Here is a 16,795-nt window from a genome sequence, read left to right as displayed (position 1 = left end):
TTTTGCGCATGCGGGGGCTTGCCGGCCGCCTTTACCGCGCTTTCGTTCATGACCAAACAGACCCCATGCCCTAGAAAATCATGGCTGTGTTGCTATCAAAAATATAGTGCACGAAACGGGTTTGATCCAGCATTTGGTTGCGGCGAGCCGGAGGCTCAGTGGATGGATTCCGTCTTTGTTTGAAGCCCGGGACATTCGTGCTCCGCCACCATGCATCGCTATGGAAACTGCTGCTGGCTGAAGGCGCCATAAGGCAAATTGATTTGCCACATAAACGATCAGATGACTTTCGTGCTGTTCGTCTCGCTTTTCACTTATCGCTTGGAGGCGTAGCGGTGTGGAACACCTGCGGGCCTAGGGGACTGTACTGGGTCTGGTAGCTCATCGTCAGCCGCGGTGAGCGGTACAGGCTGCTCGTGACGGCGCGACTGTTGCCGCCATGGCGACCGAATCAAGGCATTTCTATATGGAATGCTTATTTGATCTACTCCGAAGGCGGCAAATCACCACCGCGCAGAGTCGAATAAACAACACAACCTTCATACCCATAAACAATCAACCCATCTTCCAATTGCTCAATCTCCAAGATGCCAGCTACCGATTCACTAGGCGCATGCACAGAAATCTCAACTCTCTCCCCCGGAGGAATCTCAAATTGCTCTGCCTATGGCTCCAAAAATATCTGCATATTTTTTCCAGAGCCATTGACATAGATAAATTTTTGAATCAGTTTCATCGTCTGCATGATGATATCCGAGCTGGGCACGTGCACGTCATGACAATTTATTAATTTCCCTATTAAAAACCCACCCCTCGTCTTTCATTATTAATGCATAGCCAAATGCCACCCTTCAATGTTGCGAACAACGATCAACCCTTGATTCATCCCCTCCATCGCTACCAATTTAAAAAAACTGGCGACTTCAGGCCGGGATTCATGACAATGATATGTGGTGATGACTTTTGAAAATTCATGACCTTCGATTACCTCATCAATCAAATCATGCAGCATTTCAGAGGTTTCACCATAACAAACAAAATAACCACAACCCTTCTCCAACAACTCAACCACTTTTTGCTTTACCCATGAGACGTCATGCCACTCAGGATCTCCAGCATCCAGGAGGGCTGCAAATGGCTTCATCAAAACACCAAAGAAGAGCGGCCGGCAAATATCTTTATAAAAAATATTGGGGAAACCCATTAAAATCCTCCATTCTTAGTACTTCTTCACTTCCATGCAGCATAGCTTCAAGAAAGACGCCGCAGCCCAAGAGTTTTTCAAGTCCATCAATCGAGAATTAAGAGCTTCAAGAGTCCTCGAAATTAACCAACCAATTACGACACCAAAAAATCCAATCTGAAGATTTTGAGAAATTCAATCTCTCATTTTCAGACTTCAATCAAAACCAAGCTCAATCCCCAAATCAAAAAGAACTTTTATCTCAGGAAGCCTTAGCTCCTCCCCTCCTGATTCAATCGTGCAATAAAGTATTTTTCTCAAAGTCGGATCATTAATAATTGGCAGCAGCTCAACAGGAATCTTGGCAAAAGCGATCCGTATTAATTCAATAGCCTCTGGAATGCTCTTTGAAGGGGGTTTAATTTTTAGCGCCAAATAAGACTCTTCGTAACACCCTCCAAGCAAATCACCATTAGGAGATCTACATTTATCGCCAGACTTCCAAAGTCTTGCGACTGGAAACTCCAAAGCCTCCCCTAATTTCGAAAGATCTTGAAATTCATGTCTCATCTGGAGACTCATATGGGTTGTCATCGCTTTAATCCTTAACGACAGAGTCCAGTTGGACGATTTGTAAATTGATCAGCAGGGCCATGGTTAGTCGCCCGCCCATTTCGCCCACTGGTAGTCACGTCGCCATTCGGCGCTATTCCAGTCCAGTCGCGTGCTCCAGCACCCGCCCCCTCTTTAATATCATGGATGTCGCCACGCCCGAGGCCGGTTTGGTCAATAGGTTTTGTACCAGCTGGTGCATCAGATGGACGGGATTCATTACCTGGTTTCGCAAACATGCGATCCAACCCATAGCTCAACGCACCTAAACCCGTTCCGATAGCAATATCTGTCCCAGTGATGATCGCTGGAATGAACGGAATGGCGATTGCGAACTCGCCTGTCGGGTCGGTATAGGAGGCCGGATTTCCTCCCACATACAAGAACCGGTTCCACCCCCCCTCCAGCCCAATCGGATCCGCCTGGATGTACCGCCCTCCCTCCCGGTCGTAATACCGGTTCAGGTTGTACGCCAGTCCCGTCTCTTCATCCCACACCTGCCCCGGATACCGCAGGTCGAATTTGATGGCTTCCGCATAGTTGGCGCTCCCCTGCCCGCTCTGCGCATAGCCTGTCGCCCCCGTTGTCGGGTTGGCCTCTCCAAACCCCGTGATGAGCCATTGCCACACCACCTGGCCCTGCGTGTTGGTCAGGCGCCGTGGCGTGTTCAGGTGGTCCGCATCGATGGCATACAGCCGCCCATTGATCTGCGCCGCCGCCGGCATCGGCCCGCTGGCCGTGGGCAGGTAGATGACCTCCGTGCTGTCCATCTCGCCGGCCGGCGCGGCGCTGTTGCTGCTCCTGCGGTTGCCGTACTGGCCCAGCACGGTGCTGCCGATGCCGTCTTCGGCGTAGACCGTCTGCTGGGTGATGGCCGGGTTGTTCGCCCCCGACAGCCGCGCATCGCTCTTGAACACGCGCTGGCCCAGGGCGTTGTACGTGTAGCTCACGGCCAGGGTGTTCGCCGGATCGGCGTTCAGGCCGGCCTTGGCGATGCGGCCGTCGCTGCCGTAGTGCAGGTAGTTGTCGCCTTTTTTGGTGAGCGAGCCGGTGGCGTCGTGGCTGTAGGCCACGGTGCTGGTTTGCGCACTGCCGCTGGCGGGCTGGAACGTCTGCGTGTAGTTCTGCAGCCGGTTGCTGCCGCTGACGGCGACGTAATTGCGCTTGAGCGTGGCCGTGCCCGCCGCCGTGGTGCTGCTGTAGTGGCTCTGGCTTCGGTTGCCGTTGGCGTCCCACGCGTAGCCGCTGGTGTTGGCGCCCAGGGTGTCGCTCAGCGCGCTGCCCGTGGGTAGCGTGAGGCCGGCCGGCGCGCTGTGGGCGCTGGCGGTGAGCCGGCCCGTGGCGTCGTAGGTGTTGGCGCTGGTGATCACGGCCTGCTGCGCCCCCGTGGCGCCGCGCAGGGCGTGCCGCTGCTGCACCTGGGCCAGGCGCCCGGCGCTGTCCCAGGTCAGTTGCGGCAGCAGCCGGCTGGCGGACAACTGGCCCGCCAGGGTGTAGCTGCGCTGCTCGGTCAGGCCGGGCGCGGGTCCGGCCGAGCTCTCCCGCGTGACGTTGCCCCGGACGTCGTTGGCATACGTGGTGGCCACGCCGGCGAAGTCCTGGGCGCCCTGCACGGTGCCCAGGACTTCGTAGGACAGCGAGGCCACATTGCCCAGGGCCTGCAATGCGATGAAGACGGCCCAGACGACCCTCATGAATCCTCCCGTTTGATGTGGGCCTGATACGAGGTCAAACAGGCCTCATGCCTTAGTGAATCATGTCAATGATGCTATTAAATAAATAGCAAAACAAGAGGGCTTGAGCGAAATTGCCTGCGAAGGGAAGGGCATGGGTTCAAGGGGTTGCGTTGACTCCGAATCCATCAGAATTTCCTTTCGGCCAAAAGTGTTGAGGCTGCGAAAGTCATCTCCCATCATCCATGCAGTTCATAACCTCCATTTGTGCCGAAACGCTTTCTGAATTTTCAAGACCATTAATCAAGCCCTGCATAATTCTGCGACCTAATCCTTCTTTGGTTTCTGTTCAGCGGCATTTTTTGCCACTGACCGAATCGCACCTACAACGAATTACTTTCGACCCGAATCGTCAACTATTTTTGCCGGATTCGCATGAACTGGACACAAGACTTTTCCCATAGCGTCAGAGCCCCAGCCTGCATCACGAGCCAAGCCAGCCATCTTTACAGACCACTTTTCCACAGGATCAGTTGCGGGCTCATCCAAACTTTTTTGAAATAGATTCAAGCATCCATCCGCTTGACAAGTTATTATTAATTCGGTAAATGCCAAATTTGCAATTGGATCATTTGATTCGGTCATGGCCTGAATGCTCCATTAATAATTTCTCGTAATTGCTGTCTAGCAGCCGGCGTCAGAGCGTCAAATCTATCAAGTCGATCAATAGCGCCTAAACCAACGTCTCTAATATGAGCGGCCTGCGCGGGTGTCCCCGCATTACGTATTTTTCCAGCAAAAGATTCAGCAACCGCTCGAAGTTGAGCGCCCGCTTCAAGCGGAAATGCCGAGCCTCCTGATCTCACAATCTGTTCGATTTCTCGAATTACGACTGGGTCAATCTTTGCGGCGGCGCCCGGCAGTACTCCCTTGATAACCCCAGGGCCAATACAAATATTCGTCCCACCTCTGCTGGAAATACACCCCCCATCATCCACCCGTGGCTGCTGAAACATCGGCGAGCAACTTGACCCGTTGTCCAGCAACGGAGAGTCTCCATACCCTCCACCCGGCATCACGCTCGCCAATCCAGAAGGATCGACGAGATTCGTTGGCGTGCCACCTGCATAGAGGTAGCGGTTCCACCCCCCATTCAGCCCGATCGGATCGGCCTGGATGTACCGCCCTCCCTCCCGGTCGTAGTACCGGTTCAGGTTGTACGCCAGTCCCGTCTCCTCATCGAACACCTGCCCCGGATACCGCAGGTCAAACTTCACCGCCTCTGAATAGTTGGCGCTGCCCTGCCCACTCTGCGCATAGCCTGTCGCCCCGGTCGTCGGGTTCGCCTCTCCGAATCCCGTGATGAGCCATTGCCACACCACCTGGCCCTGCGTGTTCGTCATGCGCCTCGGCGTGTTCAGGTGGTCCGCGTCAATGGCGTACAGCCGCCCATTGATCTGCGCCGCCACCGGCATCGGCCCGCTGGCCGTGGGCAGGTAGATGACCTCCGTGCTGTCCATCTCGCCGGCCGGCGCGGCGCTGTTGCTGCTCCTGCGGTTGCCGTACTGGCCCAGCACGGTGCTGCCGATGCCGTCTTCGGCGTAGACCGTCTGCTGGGTGATGGCCGGGTTGTTCGCCCCCGACAGCCGCGCATCGCTCTTGAACACGCGCTGGCCCAGGGCGTTGTACGTGTAGCTCACGGCCAGGGTGTTCGCCGGATCGGCGTTCAGGCCGGCCTTGGCGATGCGGCCGTCGCTGCCGTAGTGCAGGTAGTTGTCGCCTTTTTTGGTGAGCGAGCCGGTGGCGTCATGGCTGTAGGCCACGGTGCTGGTTTGCGCGCTGCCGCTGGCGGGCTGGAACGTCTGCGTGTAGTTCTGCAGCCGGTTGCTGCCGCTGACGGCGACGTAGTTGCGCTTGAGCGTGGCCGTGCCCGCCGCCGTGGTGCTGCTGTAGTGGCTCTGGCTACGGTTGCCGTTGGCGTCCCACGCGTAGCCGCTGGTGTTGGCGCCCAGGGTGTCGCTCAGCGCGCTGCCCGTGGGTAGCGTGAGGCCGGCCGGCGCGCTGTGGGCGCTGGCGGTGAGCCGGCCCGTGGCGTCGTAGGTGTTGGCGCTGGTGATCACGGCCTGCTGCGCCCCCGTGGCACCGCGCAAGGCGTGCCGCTGCTGCACCTGGGCCAGGCGCCCGGCGCTGTCCCAGGCCAGTTGCGGCAGCAGCCGGCTGGCGGCCAACTGGCCCGCCAGGGTGTAGCTGCGCTGCTCGGCCAGGCCGAAGGCCGGCCACTTCCAGCCGGTGGGCTGGCCCAGCGGGTTCCAGGTGATGGCGGTGAGCAGCGGCTGGCCGTTCCATTGCAGCCCGGTGAGCTGGCCCGTGGTGTCGTACTGGTACTGCAGCTTCTTGCCGCTCGCGTAGGTGAGGGTGGCGATCTGCCCGGCTCCGCCATTGCGGGCGCCGTCCGGCCCCGCCGGCACATAGGCCTGGGCCAGGGTGCGGCTGTCGCCGTTGGCCAGCACCTGGGTGCGGGCGGTGACCCGGCCCAGCGGGTCGCGCTGCCAGCGCGTGGTGACGCCCGCGTCCTGGATCTCGCTCAAGGACCCGATGCTGGCCTGCGGCGTGCCGGGGGCGTTGTAGCTGGCGCCGGTGAGGTCGTACCGCCACACGCTCTGCTTGCCGTCCTTGAAGAGGATGCGCGTCAGGCGCCCCGCCGCGTCCCGCGTGAGCCCGGTGGTGCGGCCCAGCGCATCGCTCACCTGCGTGGGGCGCCCCAGTGCGTCGTATTGCACGTTGGCCGCGCCGCTGTCGGCCGAGGTCTCCCGCGTGGCGTTGCCCCGGATGTCGTTGGCATACGTGGTGGCCACGCCCGCGAAGTCCTTGGCGCCCTGCACGGCGCCCAGCCCGTCGTAGGACAGCGAGGCGACCTTGCCCAGGGGGTCGGTGATTTCCGCGACGCGGCCCAGGGGGTCGGTGGCGTACCGGTAGCGCTGGCCCAGGGCGTTCTCGGCGGTGATGCGCTCGCCGTTGGGGCCGTAGGCGTAGCGGTCCACCTGGCTGCCGGCCTTGACGGTTTCCAGCTGGTTGGCGGCGTTGATGCCCCGCTCCTGGCGCCACACGGTCTGGCCCGCGGCGTCTTTGACTTCCTGCAGGATGACGTTGTTGAACAGGTCGTACCCATAGCTGCCCGAGGCGCCCCGGTTGTCCTTCCACGAGGCCAGCCGGTGCGCGCTGTCGTAGGCGTAGTCGATCTGGTAGCCGTCCGGCTGCGTCGTGCGGGACCGCTTGCCGATGGCGTTGTACTGGTGGGTCCATTGCATCCCGAGGACCGAGACGTTGCCGAGCAGGTTCCAGGGGTTGTTGCCATAGGCGTACTGGATTTCCAGGCCGTTGGGCAGGAGCTTGCCCACCAGGCGGCCATCGCTGTAGCTGTGGCTGGTGCGCCGCCCGAACGGGTCGGTGGATTCGAACAATAGCGGCATGTCGCTGTGGTAGGTGTATGTGCGCCGCACGCCCAGGGCATCGATTTCGGCGGTGACCAGGCCGCCCTGGTATTCCCATCGGCGGACGGCGGCACGGGCTGCGCCGTCGGGCAGGCTGGCGTCGTACACCCGCTCGGTGAGGACGTTGCCGTCCGCGTCGTAGGTGTATTCGGTGACGCGGTGGCCATCGGTGACCTTGACCGGCAGGCGGTAGGTGGGGTGCCACTGCGTGGCGACCCGGCGCTCCTGCGCGGTGCCCTGGGCGTGGGTGGCCAGCAGGGGCAGCTGGCGGTCGTTGTCCCATTCGTAGGTGGTCTGGCGGCCAGCGAAGTCCACCTCCGCCGTGACGAGGCCGGCGGCGTTCTGCACCCGGCGGTTGACCGGGCGGTAGGCCAGCCCCGGCGCCGACGAGGCACTGGTGACGGCCAGCGCCTTGTTCTGCACGGTATAGCCGTACCGGCGGATCTGGCCGAGCGGGTCTTTCACGCCGACCTGGCCCGAGGCGATGTCGGTGTAGTCGAACTGGTGCGCCAGGGCGTCGCCTGCATGCGCGGCCTTGAGCGTGCGGCCCAGCGCGTCGTAGCTGAACTGGGCGAAACGGCTGCCGTTCTCATCGACGATGGCGGTCAGCAGGAACGGGTTGCCGGTGTCTTCGTACAGGTAGGTCTTCTGGTACTGGTCCTGCAGGCGGGACGACACCAGCCGGTCGCCCACGCCGTCCTGGTAGCTGTACCGGTAGGTGGTGGTTTGGTAGTCCGGCGTGATGATCTGTTCGATCAGCCGATCGCCCCAGACGAGGGTGAGGGTCTTGCCGAAGGCGTTGGTGATGGTGGTCAGGCGCCCGTAGGTGTACCCGTAGGTGGTGACCCAGCCGTTGCGCGCCCTGCGGCTCAGGAGCTTGCCCGCGCTGTCGAAGGTGAGCACGGAGTCGTCGCTGGCGTTCCGAAAGCGCCACAGGCCATCGGCCTGGGCCAGCGTGTCGCTGCGCTGGTCGCCCACCCAGTCCTGCTGGGCGCCCGCGCGCTGAAAGCCCCGCTCCTCGCCGTTGCCGAAGATGACGGTCGCAACGCCCTCGGACACCCGCAGGCTGATGGCGTGGTTGTGCCCCCACTGGCGGCCGAAGCCCCGGCTGGCGCGGGCGGAGTCCAGCGCCCAGTGGCTGCGGTAGATGCGCACGAAGTCCAGGCTGCCGCCCCACGGGTCCTGGTGGTCCACGATCTCCTGGAAATTCTCCCCGGTGGCGGGAATGACGGGGTCGCCCACGCACATGCCGTCCTGCCCGCCAGGGAACACGGAGACACTCCGGTAGCCGTCGCCGGGCGGCGGCACTGGGGGTGGCGGCGGCGGCGGGGGCGGCGGGGGTGGGGGAGGAGGTGGCGGCGGTGGGGGTGGCGGTGGGGGCGGTGGTGGCGGATCGGGGTCGATCAATTGCTTGGGGCCGCACCAGCCGCTGATTTCCGAGTCGCGGACATCCCCGCGTTCCGCATTCCGGCAGACACAGGAGAACTGGTCGGTGGCGTAATCGTATTTGCCGCGGCTTTGGGTCCAGCCCGCCGGGTTGTAGAGGTATTCGGGGTGCTCGTTCTGGGGCCGGTTGCAGATGGGCGCGATGCTGTCGCCCAATCCATCTTCGCCCTCGCACGGGGCGCCCAGCGAAGGCATGAGCTGGCACCGGTTGCGCCCCCAGATGGACTGCGCGCAGAACCGATGCGGCCCATCGGGCAATGCACCGCACACGCCTGCCACCGTGCCGGACAGCACCGTGTAGCGCATGTCGGGCCCTCCCGTGGACTCGATGCCATACCCAAACGGCTTGCTTCTGTCGATCCCCCCTGCCTCTGCCACGCCCCAATAACCCATGGCCTGCAATGCGATGCAGGCGGCCCATACAACCCTCATGAATCCCTCTCCCATTTGATCTTGAGTTACGCATTTTATCGACTGCGCAGAAACCCGAACATCGAGATACAGGGAGTTACATTACCCGCGACCTGCACTGAAAATGCGCCAGGCCTTTTGTCTTCACGCCTTCAGATAATCCGATTTTCCGCCCAGCCACCGCATCACATGCCGCTCGGCCAGGGCGGGAAACCGGTCGAGCATGTGCGGCGCCAGCTCCCTCGCCCACTCCAGCAGCAGGGTGTCGGTGGCCAGGTCGGCAAAGCGCAGCAGCGGCGCGCCGGACTGGCGGGCGCCCAGGAATTCGCCCGGGCCGCGGATGTCCAGGTCGCGCCGGGCGATCTCGAAGCCGTCGTTGGTCTCGGCCATGGCCTTGAGGCGTTCGCGGGCGGTCTCGCCCAGCCGGCCGCTGTCGTTGGTGGAATACAGCAGCACGCAGGCCGAGGCGGCCGCGCCCCGCCCCACGCGCCCGCGCAACTGGTGCAGCTGCGACAGGCCGAACCGCTCGGAGTGCTCGATGACCATGAGCGAGGCATTGGGCACGTCCACGCCCACCTCGATCACGGTGGTGCTGACCAGCACGCCCATGGCGCCGCTGGTGAAGAGCGCCATGACGGCCTTCTTCTCGGCGCTGGGCATGCGCGAGTGCAGCAGGCCCACCTGCACGGGCGCCTGGCCTGCCGCGATGCCGCCCTGCAGGGCCTCGCTCAGCTCGGCATGGGTGGCGGTGGCGTTGGACAGGTCCAGCGCCTCGCTTTCCTCGATCAGCGGGCACACCCAGTACACCTGCCGGCCCGAGGCGACCTGGGCGGCGATGCGCTCGATGACCTCGTCCTTGCGGCTGTCCGCGATGAGCTTGGTGACGATGGGGGTGCGCCCGGGAGGCAGCTCGTCGATGGTGGAGACGTCCAGGTCGGCGTAGTAGCTCATGGCCAGGGTGCGCGGGATGGGCGTGGCGCTCATCATGAGCATGTGGGGCTCCATGCCCTGCCCTTCGAGCTTTTGCCGCAGCGCCAGGCGCTGCGCCACGCCGAACCGGTGCTGCTCGTCGATCACGGCCAGGGCCAGGCACCGAAAGCGCACCTGCTCCTGGATCACGGCATGGGTGCCGACCACCAGCGCGGCCTCGCCGCTTTCCACCAGGGCCAGCATGGCGGCGCGCTCTTTTTTCTTTTGCCCGCCGACCAGCCAGGCCACGCGCTGGCCACGCGCGGCCAGCAGGGGCTCCAGCCAGCCGACGAGCTTGGCGAAGTGCTGCTCGGCCAGGATTTCGGTGGGGGCCATCAGCGCGCACTGCCAGCCCGCGTCGATGCACACGGCAGCGGCCAGGGCCGCCACCACGGTCTTGCCCGAGCCCACGTCGCCCTGCAGCAGGCGGTGCATGGGCACGGAGCGGCCCAGGTCGCGGGCGATTTCCTCGCCCACGCGGCGCTGGGCGCCCGTGAGGCCGAAGGGCAGCACGGCCAGCAGCTGTTCGGCCAGCGTCAGGCCGCCGTCGCCGGGCGGCGGTGCCTGCAGCACCGGCGCGCGCAGCCGGGCCCGTTCGCGCTTGGACTGCTGCTGGGACAGCTGCTGGGCCAGCAGTTCCTCGGCCTTGAGCCGCTGCCAGGCGGGGTGGCTGTGGTCCTCCAGGGTGGCGATGGCCACGTCCGGCGCCGGGTGGTGCAAAAAAGTGAGCGCCTGCCGCAGATTCCACCCCGGCGCCAGGCCGTTTTGGCCATGCACGCGGCCCACCGGCGGCTCCACGCCGGGCGGCAGCGTCTCGGACAGCTCCACGCGCTGCAGGGCGCTCACGATGGCGCGGCGCAGGTAGGCCTGGGGCAGTTGCGCGACGGTCGGGTAGACCGGGGTGAGCGCGGCCGGCAGGTCGCCGCTGGCCGTGCGAAAGGCCGGGTGCAGCATCTGCCGGCCCCAGAAGCCGCCCTTGACCTCGCCCCGGATGCGCAGGCGCGCGCCCACGGCCAGGGTCTTCTGGTGGGAGGGGTAGAAGCTGAAGAACCGCAGTTCGCACGTGCCGGTGCCGTCGTCCACCTGCACCAGCAGTTGGCGGCGGGGGCGCAGCTGCACCTCGCTGGAGACGACGGTGGCCTCGATCTGCACGGTGTCGCCGTCCCGGGCGCTGCGCAGGGGGGTGATGCGGGTTTCGTCCTCGTAGCGCAGGGGCAGGTGCAGGGCCAGGTCGATGTCGCGCACCAGCCCCAGCTTCTGCAGGGCCTTCTGGGCAGGGCTGGGGGCGGGCCGGGCCCCGGAGGGGCTGGGGGGCCCCGCACGCCCGGGCGCGCCCGCGGAACCGGCGGCGGCAGTGGCGGCGGCGCTACGGTCGGTCATGGGAAGGGGAAGCGGGCGCAAACAATGCGCAACAAGAGGAAACCGGCATGGGCAGAAAAGGCTAACATGCCAGCGCCGTCGTTCGGCGTTTTTTGCGGACGCACCCGCGTTACCCACTGGTCCCATGCTCAAGCGAATCAGCGTCCAACATCTTGCCCTGGGCATGTACCTGCACCAGTTCTGTGGCTCCTGGATGGACCACCCGTTCTGGCGCACCGGCTTCGTGCTCCAGGACCCGGCGGACCTGGCACGCATCCACGGCACCACCATCGCCGAGGTCTGGATCGACGTTTCCAAGGGGCTGGACGTGGCCTCCGATGTGGCCACCACCTCGCCCGAAGAGGCCGAGGCCCGCCTCGATACCGACTTCAGCCAGCTGCAGGAGATGCCGGATCTGAAGATTGCGCCCGCCCCGCCGCCCGCCCCGTCCCAGCGCGTGCGCTCGCTGGCACCGACCAGCATGGCCGAGGAGCTGGGCCATGCGGCGTCGATCTGCCACCATGCCCGCCAGGCCGTGTCCTCGATGTTCCACGAAGCCCGCATGGGCCGCGCGGTGGATTCCAGCGACGCGCGCAGCCTGGTGCAGGAAATCTCCGATTCGATCACCCGCCACCCCTCGGCGCTCATCAGCCTGGCGCGGCTGAAGACGGCGGACGACTACACCTACATGCATTCGGTGGCGGTGTGCGCGCTGATGGTGGCCCTGGGGCGCCAGATCGGCCTGGACGCCGCGCGCATCCGCACCTCCGGCCTGGCCGGACTGATGCACGACATCGGCAAGGCGGCCATCCCGCTGGCGGTGCTGAACAAGCCCGGCAAGCTCACCGACGAGGAATTCGACATCGTGCGCAGCCATTCCGAGCACGGCTACCGCATGCTGCTGGAATGCGGGGGCGGTGTGGAGGACGAGGTGCTGGACGCCTGCCTGCACCACCACGAGAAGATGGACGGCTCGGGCTACCCGCACCGCCTGCCGGCCGAGCAGATCAGCCTGACCGCGCGCATGGCCTCGATCTGCGACGTGTACGACGCCGTCACCTCCGACCGGCCCTACAAGCGCGGCTGGGACCCGGCCGAATCGCTGCGGCGCATGGCCGAGTGGACCAACGGGCACTTCGACCCCCGCCTGTTCCAGGCCTTCGTGAAGAGCATCGGCATCTACCCCGTGGGCTCGCTCGTGCGGCTGACCTCGGGGCGCATCGGCGTGGTGATGGAGCAGGCCGCCTCGCTGGTGTCGCCGCGCGTGAAGGTGTTCTTCTCCACCAAGTCCGACCTGCGCATTCCGCCCGAGATCATCGACCTGGCCCAGCCCGGCTGCCCGGAGAAGATCGTGGCCCGCGAAGACCCGGACAAATGGCGCTTTCCGGACCTGAACGAGCTGTGGACCGGCATGCCGTCGGTGCCGCGCTGACGCCCCGGCCCTGACGCGCCACCGGCCGCCCGCATGCCCCCGCCGCGCGCCAGCAACGATCCCGCGGGTGCCGTGCGCACCTATGCGATGGTGGAGCGCTCCAGCCACCTCGATTTCGACATCCGCGACCAGAGCGGCCGCACGCCGCTCACGCAGCCCCACAAGCACGAGTATTTCCAGATCCAGGTGAACCTGGAAGGCCACACGCAGCACCACATCGGCGGCGTGGCCCGGCCGTTCACCGCGCGCACCCTGAGCTTCGTGCTACCGCACCGCATGCACTTCGTGCCGCACCCGCCGGGCACGCGATGGCTGGTGGTGAATTTCAGCCAGCGCTTCCTGTGGCCCGGCCTGGCCGTGGACCCGCTCGACCTGGAAGACGTGCCGCTCGCCCTGGCGCCGGAGCTGGCGCCGTTCCAGTTCCAGGAGCACCTGAACTTCACCTTCGACGAACGCGGCTTCGAGGCCGTGCAGGCGCTGCTGGACACCCTGCAGCGCGAGAACGCGGCGCGGCGCCTGGCCTCGCTGGCGTGCATCCGCGGTGGCCTGCTGCAGCTGCTGGCGCTGACCTGCCAGCGCTGGGAAGGCGAGTTGCGCGCGCTGGCCGCGGCCCAGGCGCAGCGCGGCAGCCGCCGCGCGGCCATGGCCCGGCTGCTGCGCTACCTGCGCGGCGAACTGGCCGGTGACCCCACGCTGGCCGACGCGGCCGAGGCCGCCTGCCTGTCGCCCAACTACCTGGCCCACCTCATCAAGAAGGAAACCGGCAAGACCTTCACCGAGTTGCTGACCGAACGCCGGCTGGCCCTGGCGCAGGAACTGCTGCTGGCCACGGGCGAGCGCATCGGCGAGATCGCGCGGCGCTGCGGCTTTGCCGACGAAGCGTATTTCGCCCGGCGCTTTCGGCAGTGGCACGGCCTGAGCCCCAGCGCCTGGCGCGCGCAGCGGCTGCGCGAGCTGCAGGGCACGGCCGTGGCGGTGCCCGGTTCCGTCCAAGTCTTGCGCTGAATCGTCCGGGTGCGCCGCGGCGGCGGACCTTAAGCTTTCCGTTGACCAAAACAACGGAGACGCTTTCATGGACCTGAACCGCCGAGACCTTTTGATGACCTCTTCCGCCACCCTGGGCGGCGCCCTGGCCGCAGGCTGCGCCAGCGTGACCGCCACCCCGTCCCAGCCCACGCCGTTTTCGTTGAGCGTGCCGGCCGTGCCCATCGCCGGCAACCGCGAAGTCTTTCCGGTGCACCGCATCTACTGCATCGGCCGCAACTACGCGGCCCATGCGCGCGAGATGGGGTCCGACCCCACGCGCGAGCCGCCGTTCTTCTTCCAAAAGCCCAACGACGCGGTGCAGTTCGTGCCGCCGGGCACCACGGTGGACCACCCCTACCCCGCCCTCACCCGCAACTACCACTACGAGGTGGAGCTGGTGGCCGCCCTGCAAAGCGGCGGGCGCAACATCGCGCCGGAGCAGGCGCTGCAGCACGTGTACGGCTATGCCGTGGGCCTGGACATGACGCGCCGCGACCTGCAAAGCGACATGAAGGACCAGAAGAAGCCCTGGGAGATCGGCAAGAGCTTCGACCTGTCGGCCCCCATCGGCCCGATCCACCGCACGGCCCAGACCGGCCACTTTCCCAAGGGCGCCATCACGCTGTCGGTGAACGGCACGGTCAAGCAGAGCGCCGACCTGGCGCAGATGATCTGGAGCGTGGCCGAGCAGATCAGCAACCTGTCGCAGGCGTTCGAGCTCAAGGCCGGCGACCTGATCTACAGCGGCACTCCAGAAAACGTGGGCGCCGTGGTGCGCGGGGACCTCATGGTGGCGCACATCGACGGCCTGCCGGACCTCTCGCTGCGCGTGGTCTGAACCGGGCCGCAGCGGCGCCGAAAAGGCGTTGGCAGGCCGGCCGGCGTGGCGGTGGCACACTGCCCCGCCATGACCTCTCCTTCCGCTCCTGAGCACCGCCGTGGGTGCGCGGCACGCGCCGTCGTTGCCCTCATGGCGCATGCCGCCTTCCGGTCCCGCTGGCTGGTCCTGCCGCTGCTGGCCCTGGCCGCCGGGCTGAACCAGGCGGCGGGCCTGCGCATGATCGAGGTGCCCGCCGATGCCCAGGGCCCGGCATTGCGCGGCGCGATCTGGACGCCCTGCGCCACGCCGCCGGGGCCCGTCGGCATCGGCCCGCTCACCCTGGAGGCGGTGCGCGACTGCCCCGTGCAGGGTGCACCGCTGCCGCTGGTCATCGTCTCGCATGGCTCGGGCGGCACCGCCTTCAGCCACCACGACACGGCCGCGGCGCTGGCCGATGCGGGCTTTGCCGTCGCGGCCATCAGCCACCCGGGCGACAACGCGCAGGACCTGAGCCGCCAGGGCCAGCTTTCCGCCTTCGCCACGCGGCCGGCCGACATGCGGCGGCTCACCGACTACCTGCTGGGCACCTGGCCCGGCCACGCGGAGCTGGCCCCCGGGCGCATCGGCTTCTTCGGGTTCTCGCGCGGCGGCACCACGGGGCTCGTGGCCCTGGGCGCGGTGCCGGACTTCACCCAGCGCCCCGAGCTGTGCCCGGCCGGCTCGCCCATCCCGCTGTGCACCGAGATCCGCAACCGCTCCTGGCCCGCGATGCCCGCGCCGGACCCGCGCATCCGCGCCGCGGTGATCGCCGACCCACTGAACTTCTTCACCCCCGAGACACTGCAGGCCGTGAAGGCCCCCGTGCAGCTGTGGGCCTCCGCGCTGGGCGGCGATGGCGTCACGCCCGGCAGTGTCGAGGCCCTGCGCCGCGCGCTGCCGGCCGCCCCCGAATGGCATGGGGTGCCCCAGGCGGGGCATTTCGCGTTCCTCGCGCCCTGCTCCGCCGCCCTGGCCGAGCGGCTGCCCGCCCTTTGCCGCGATGCGCCCGGCTTCGACCGCATCGCCTTCCATGCAGCGTTCCACCGCGAGGTGATCGCGTTCCTGCGCCAGCAGTTGGCGCCGGCCGGAGCCAGCGGTCCTTCGGCACGCTAGGGGCAGGCGCAGCCGCGCCCAGCACCGCCCCAGGGGCCCATGGGACAATCGCCCGCTGTTTTTGGTCGTTCTTTCCTTGGAACGGGCCCGTCCGGCCCTCAAGCCCCCATGCCTGCCAGCCCCCGCACCTTCACGCTCAGCGATTTCGACTTCACGCTGCCCCCGCAGCTCATTGCCCAACACCCCGCCCCCGAACGCAGCGCCTCGCGCCTGCTCGACGGCCGCAGCACCGAGCCGGCCGACCGGGTCTTTCGCGACCTGCCCGGGCTGCTGCGCGCGGGCGACCTGCTGGTGTTCAACGACACGCGCGTGGTCAAGGCCCGCGTGTTCGGCGAGAAGGCCAGCGGCGGCAAGCTGGAGCTGCTGATCGAGCGCGTGCTGACCGGCAACGAGGTGGTGGCGCACATGAAGGTGAGCAAGAAGCCCCTGCCCGGCGCCGTGGTGCATCTGGCGGGCGGATTGGCCGGTGGCGGCTTCGACGCCACGCTGCTGTCGCGCTGGCCGGAGGACGACGGCCCGCTGTTTCGCTTCGCGCTGCGGGGCCCCGCGGGCGAGACGCCCTACGACCTGATGGAGCGGCATGGCCACCTGCCGCTGCCGCCCTACATCGAGCGGCACCAGGAGGGCGGCGACGACCCCGATGCCGCCGAGGACGCACAGCGCTACCAGACCGTCTTCGCCCGGGCCCCCGGCGCGGTGGCAGCCCCCACGGCGGCGCTGCACTTCGATGCGGGTGTGCTGGCCGACCTGGAGGCCCGCGGCGTGGAGCGCGCCAGCGTCACGCTGCACGTGGGCGCCGGCACCTTCCAGCCCGTCAAGACCGAGAACCTGGCCGAGCACCAGATGCACAGCGAGTGGTACGAGGTGCCCCTGGCCACGCTGGCCGCGCTGGAGCGCTGCCGCCAGCGCGGGGGCCGCGTGGTGGCGGTGGGCACGACGACCGTGCGCACGCTCGAATCGTGGGCCCTGAGCGGCCAGGCCACGGGCGACACGCGCATCTTCATCACGCCCGGCTTCGGCTTCCAGGTGGTGGACGTGCTGGTCACCAACTTCCACCTGCCCAAGAGCACGCTGATGATGCTGGTGAGCGCCTTCGCGGGCTATGAGCACGTGATGGGCCTGTACCGCCACGCCATCGCGCAGGGGTACCGCTTCTTCAGCTACGGCGACGCCATGCTGCTGCAGCGCCCGCAGCCGGCGCACTGAACGCGGGGCGCCCGC

Annotated in this window: 11 protein-coding genes; 5 read left to right on the top strand and 6 right to left on the bottom strand. The window is 65.9% G+C overall.

What is annotated here, in order from left to right; translation table 11 throughout:
• Positions 1-826 precede the first annotated feature (826 nt).
• The 6 genes from AVME950_RS19485 to recG all read right to left on the bottom strand — a co-directional run bounded on the left by AVME950_RS19485 (position 827) and on the right by recG (position 11,165).
• Positions 827-1,204 (bottom strand): DUF7684 family protein, encoded by a 378-nt coding sequence (locus AVME950_RS19485; protein WP_284431067.1) that lies wholly within the window; start codon positions 1,202-1,204, stop codon positions 827-829.
• A gap of 195 nt (positions 1,205-1,399) precedes the next feature.
• Complete coding sequence (locus AVME950_RS19480; RefSeq protein ID WP_284431066.1) at positions 1,400-1,777, bottom strand: hypothetical protein; 378 nt, start codon at positions 1,775-1,777, stop codon at positions 1,400-1,402.
• Between the two features lie 11 nt (positions 1,778-1,788).
• On the bottom strand, positions 1,789-3,489 hold the full coding sequence (locus AVME950_RS19475) for an RHS repeat-associated core domain-containing protein (protein WP_284431065.1): 1,701 nt from the start codon (positions 3,487-3,489) through the stop codon (positions 1,789-1,791).
• Positions 3,490-3,861: 372 nt separating this feature from the next.
• Positions 3,862-4,113 carry a hypothetical protein gene (locus AVME950_RS19470; protein ID WP_284431064.1) on the bottom strand — a complete coding sequence of 84 codons (252 nt, stop codon included), beginning with the start codon at positions 4,111-4,113 and terminating at the stop codon, positions 3,862-3,864.
• Positions 4,110-8,837, bottom strand: a complete 4,728-nt coding sequence (locus tag AVME950_RS19465; RefSeq protein WP_284431063.1) for an RHS repeat-associated core domain-containing protein — start codon at positions 8,835-8,837, stop codon at positions 4,110-4,112. Before AVME950_RS19465 ends, AVME950_RS19470 begins: the two co-directional genes overlap by 4 nt.
• A 123-nt stretch (positions 8,838-8,960) precedes the next feature.
• Positions 8,961-11,165 carry an ATP-dependent DNA helicase RecG gene (recG, locus tag AVME950_RS19460; protein WP_284431062.1) on the bottom strand — a complete coding sequence of 735 codons (2,205 nt, stop codon included), beginning with the start codon at positions 11,163-11,165 and terminating at the stop codon, positions 8,961-8,963.
• A gap of 124 nt (positions 11,166-11,289) precedes the next feature.
• Between recG and AVME950_RS19455 the strand changes: the two genes are divergently transcribed.
• The 5 genes from AVME950_RS19455 (at position 11,290) to queA (ending at position 16,780) form a co-directional block, all read left to right on the top strand.
• Positions 11,290-12,576: a cyclic di-GMP phosphodiesterase gene (locus tag AVME950_RS19455; RefSeq protein WP_284431061.1), complete on the top strand. Its 1,287-nt coding sequence runs from the start codon at positions 11,290-11,292 to the stop codon at positions 12,574-12,576.
• A gap of 33 nt (positions 12,577-12,609) precedes the next feature.
• The gene (locus AVME950_RS19450) at positions 12,610-13,581 is read left to right on the top strand and encodes a helix-turn-helix transcriptional regulator (protein WP_284431060.1); all 972 of its coding nucleotides are present in this window, start codon (positions 12,610-12,612) and stop codon (positions 13,579-13,581) included.
• Between the two features lie 67 nt (positions 13,582-13,648).
• Entirely contained in the window at positions 13,649-14,440 is a 792-nt protein-coding gene (locus tag AVME950_RS19445) for a fumarylacetoacetate hydrolase family protein (protein WP_284431059.1), read from the top strand.
• Positions 14,441-14,572: 132 nt separating this feature from the next.
• On the top strand, positions 14,573-15,574 hold the full coding sequence (locus AVME950_RS19440) for an alpha/beta hydrolase family protein (protein ID WP_502869429.1): 1,002 nt from the start codon (positions 14,573-14,575) through the stop codon (positions 15,572-15,574).
• Positions 15,575-15,682: 108 nt separating this feature from the next.
• Positions 15,683-16,780 (top strand): tRNA preQ1(34) S-adenosylmethionine ribosyltransferase-isomerase QueA, encoded by a 1,098-nt coding sequence (gene queA / locus AVME950_RS19435; RefSeq protein ID WP_284431057.1) that lies wholly within the window; start codon positions 15,683-15,685, stop codon positions 16,778-16,780.
• Positions 16,781-16,795: the final 15 nt, after the last annotated feature.

Origin of the sequence: Acidovorax sp. SUPP950 (assembly GCF_030158935.1) — a bacterium.
GTDB lineage: Bacteria > Pseudomonadota > Gammaproteobacteria > Burkholderiales > Burkholderiaceae_C > Paracidovorax.
Note: the sequence above shows the minus strand (reverse complement) of the source record. Positions and strands in the feature narration are given on the sequence as shown.

Bases quoted from the DNA above. Each gene is read 5' to 3' on its own strand.
- AVME950_RS19485 (WP_284431067.1), bottom strand. From the start codon at position 1,204: ATGGGTTTCCCCAATATTTTTTATAAAGATATTTGCCGGCCGCTCTTC.
- AVME950_RS19455 (WP_284431061.1), top strand. From the start codon at position 11,290: ATGCTCAAGCGAATCAGCGTCCAACATCTTGCCCTGGGCATGTACCTG.
- AVME950_RS19480 (WP_284431066.1), bottom strand. From the start codon at position 1,777: ATGACAACCCATATGAGTCTCCAGATGAGACATGAATTTCAAGATCTT.
- AVME950_RS19440 (WP_502869429.1), top strand. From the start codon at position 14,573: ATGGCGCATGCCGCCTTCCGGTCCCGCTGGCTGGTCCTGCCGCTGCTG.
- AVME950_RS19450 (WP_284431060.1), top strand. From the start codon at position 12,610: ATGCCCCCGCCGCGCGCCAGCAACGATCCCGCGGGTGCCGTGCGCACC.
- AVME950_RS19445 (WP_284431059.1), top strand. From the start codon at position 13,649: ATGGACCTGAACCGCCGAGACCTTTTGATGACCTCTTCCGCCACCCTG.
- AVME950_RS19470 (WP_284431064.1), bottom strand. From the start codon at position 4,113: ATGACCGAATCAAATGATCCAATTGCAAATTTGGCATTTACCGAATTA.
- AVME950_RS19475 (WP_284431065.1), bottom strand. From the start codon at position 3,489: ATGAGGGTCGTCTGGGCCGTCTTCATCGCATTGCAGGCCCTGGGCAAT.
- queA (WP_284431057.1), top strand. From the start codon at position 15,683: ATGCCTGCCAGCCCCCGCACCTTCACGCTCAGCGATTTCGACTTCACG.
- recG (WP_284431062.1), bottom strand. From the start codon at position 11,165: ATGACCGACCGTAGCGCCGCCGCCACTGCCGCCGCCGGTTCCGCGGGC.
- AVME950_RS19465 (WP_284431063.1), bottom strand. From the start codon at position 8,837: ATGAGGGTTGTATGGGCCGCCTGCATCGCATTGCAGGCCATGGGTTAT.